Source organism: Mycobacterium sp. (assembly GCF_035653355.1).
Lineage (GTDB): Bacteria > Actinomycetota > Actinomycetes > Mycobacteriales > Mycobacteriaceae > Mycobacterium.
Genome location: NZ_DASRBZ010000677.1, coordinates 1 through 2,966, shown reverse-complemented (window position 1 = coordinate 2,966; position 2,966 = coordinate 1). Strand labels below are relative to the sequence as shown.

At 64.2% G+C, this 2,966-nt stretch carries 2 protein-coding genes; both read left to right on the top strand.

Annotation, left to right across the window (positions count from 1 at the left end; translation table 11 throughout):
* The first annotated feature begins 49 nt into the window (after positions 1–49).
* A complete protein-coding gene (locus tag VFA16_RS23330) occupies positions 50–958 on the top strand; it encodes a DUF1559 domain-containing protein (protein WP_324970116.1) in 909 nt (302 codons plus the stop codon).
* A 443-nt stretch (positions 959–1,401) separates the two neighbouring features.
* Positions 1,402–2,856 carry a hypothetical protein gene (locus tag VFA16_RS23325; RefSeq protein WP_324970115.1) on the top strand — a complete coding sequence of 485 codons (1,455 nt, stop codon included), beginning with the start codon at positions 1,402–1,404 and terminating at the stop codon, positions 2,854–2,856.
* Positions 2,857–2,966: the final 110 nt, after the last annotated feature.

Here is a 2,966-nt window from a genome sequence, read left to right as displayed (position 1 = left end):
GCGACGGACGAGAGCAACGCTCCGCGCGATCCTCGATGCCGACCGGTGAATGCGATGGCTGTCGAGTCGCTTCCGCCCAATTTTTTTATTTTCCCGCGCGAAAAACGGCGTCTGCGGTTATTTAATAGTAGATGGGCGGGCAACGATGACGAACACGGCACCCAACACGGAGGCAGCGCGGAGAGGTCTCGGTGGTTCCAGACCGCGAGCCGCCTTTACGATCGTCGAGCTGCTGGTGGTGATCGGGATCATTACGGTCCTGATGGCGATCCTGCTGCCGGTGCTGAAGAACGCGCGGGAGCAGGCCCGGCGGGCCGTGTGTGCCAGCAACATGCGGCAGATCGGGATCGCGGCGCTGACCTACGCCAACGACCATAAAGGGATACTGCCGATTCCGATCGGAGTGCCGCCTCCTTCCAAGCCGCTGCCGTTCGAGGCGATCGGGGTCGATGCGATCGGAATCCTCAGTTGGGACCGAGGCGTTCTCTGGCCGTATATCTCCCGCGACGTAGCCGTACGGCAACGAATCTTTCTTTGCCCCTCGGATGACGAGCCGCGGATGTTGCAGGCGGGCGACGGTGACGGAGGGTTCATTCCGAATTCCACGCGCAACTTCAGTTACAGCCTGACCGACGGGCTGATCACCACCGTGTCGACGCATCCAGACCGTTTTGGGATACGGCTCACCCAGGTACGCCACCCGTCGAACAAGCTGCTGATATTGGAGGGTAAGGGGCCGGCGGGCGCCGACCTTGCTGTGTCAGGCGTCTCGCCAACCAGCGGCGACTTGGTGATCTCGCTTACGAAGCGACATCAGGGGATGTGCAACGTCTGCTGCTTCGACGGGCACGTGGAGGTCATTGATCCGGACATTTTCAAACATGCGGCGACGTCGCACGGGAATTCGGTGGCGACGCCAGCTTATGAGCATTACGTGGACATATTCTCGAGCCAGTGAGGGCTGAGGGGGCTTTCAACGCAAATCAACATGTGGAGGGCGGGGCGTGGACTCCCCGCGCCCGCCCAGCCGCGAAATCAAGGAAGGAGTCGACCATGTTGCTACATGCGAACGCAAACCAGTGATTTGGAGGTGGCGGACGAGGCGCGAGGAGCCGTTCCCGTCGGTCCAACAAGTTCATCGACGCGGTGGAGCACGCGTGTGAATCCGCCGAAGCGATCGCCAACCCCGCTGCGCGTCTACCGGCCCTCGTCGAGCCGCTCGAGCCGAGGGTGCACCTCACGGCCACCTTCAAGGCGTTCATCAGCGGGGTCGCCGACTCAGGTACCACCGTAACGATCTACTTATGGACCACCGGCGCGGCAGCGAGCAAGTGGGTCATCGCCTGGGATAGCAACCCGGCACACAACCAGACGATCAACGCCCCGCCTGGCGGCTTTTCGGTGCCGTACCAGGTGTCGCATACATACACCGCTCAGACCTACTCCATCGTCGCCACCGCCACGTCCGCGACCGACGGGACGACCGCTATCGCCACCTACGCCCTCAACAGCGGGTTCGGCTACCCCAATGGCGACGGAACCCAACCGAACGACGACCAAGGCGACACGATTTACACCCCGACCGGCGCTATGGGCGACGCCGGCGGCGCGGGGATGGTCGTTGACCACGGCGGCACCAGCCTTGATGGGGACATTTATGTCCTCTCGAAGTACAATGGCAAGGCGGCCGTTACGAGGTTCACGCCGCAGGGCGCAGTTGATAGGAGCTTCGGCGACACGTCGACCCCGGGAACGTGGGTGCTCAGTGGCATGGGCACAGGGACCCCCTATGGCATGGCTATCAGTGACGATGGAAGATACGTCGCTGTTTGCGGCAGCTTCGGTGGGTGGGGAGTCGCGCTGATTGACGCCCACGCTAACACAAATCAGGGCACGATTGCGTTTGATAAATCGGGCGTCGTCTCGACCGGTCAAGCGTTCGGCGTCTGCATTGACGACACCGACACTTATGACGTCTACGCCGTCGGGAACACCGTGGCAAGCGGCACCGGCTACTGCTGCATGGCGGCGATCGAGCTGGATACCAGCGGCAACGTCCCCAGCACCTGGAACGGCGGGCACGGCGTATGTGCCTTCTCCACCGGATCGCTCAACGCGTGCATCACCGCCACCTCCATCGTGGACGTGGACGAGGGCCAGGGCACCGGGGACGGCGACGACTACCTGGCCCTGGCCGGGTACACCACCTACTCGGGCGGCTGCGACTTCACCCTGGCGGAACTCACGGACTCGGGCGTGCTGGAGACCGGCGGCACCGGCAGCGATCACAACTTCGGCAGCGGGGCCGGCTACGTCCGGACCAACTTCGGCAACACCATCGGCACCGGCCACGGCGCCGTTCACATCCCCTCCACCGACCACGCGTACGCGCTGGCCGTCGGGCTCGTCTCGGGGCTGCCGTACCTGTTTGCCGCGGGAGGGACGACCGCCCTGGGTAGCGAATCGGTCGCCCTGGGCATGTGGTCCGGCACCGACGGCAGCCTGGCCAGCTTCGGGCCCTATGGGAGCGACGGACTGTCGGTCGGACAGGCGGGCGACGCCTACTCGGTCGTCGTCAAGTCGACCGGCCAGATCGTCACGGGCGGAACGTACAACCACGACATGCTCGTATCCCAGTTCGACAGCAGCGGGAATCTGGACACGACGTTCGGGTCGGGCGGCAACTTCCTCATCGATTTGGGCGGCACGTCAAATTACTCGACCGACAGCGGGTACGGCGTGGGGCTCGCCAGTGACGGCTCGATTCTGATCGGCGGCTCGACCACGCCCAGCGGCGGGTCCGCCAAAATCGCGCTGGTGGACGTGTTGGCCTCCACCTCGATCGTGGTCAGCTGAACGAGAAACGCAGCGGGGGCGGGTGAAGGCGCCGCAGCCCGCTAGCGGAGGTGCGATGCGCCTGCGGGATGCCATCGAATATCGGCGAAAGGGGCGGCTGGCGGACGCGG

Excerpts from the sequence above, each read along its gene's own strand:
- VFA16_RS23330 (WP_324970116.1), top strand. The coding sequence starts at position 50 with ATGCGATGGCTGTCGAGTCGCTTCCGCCCAATTTTTTTATTTTCCCGC.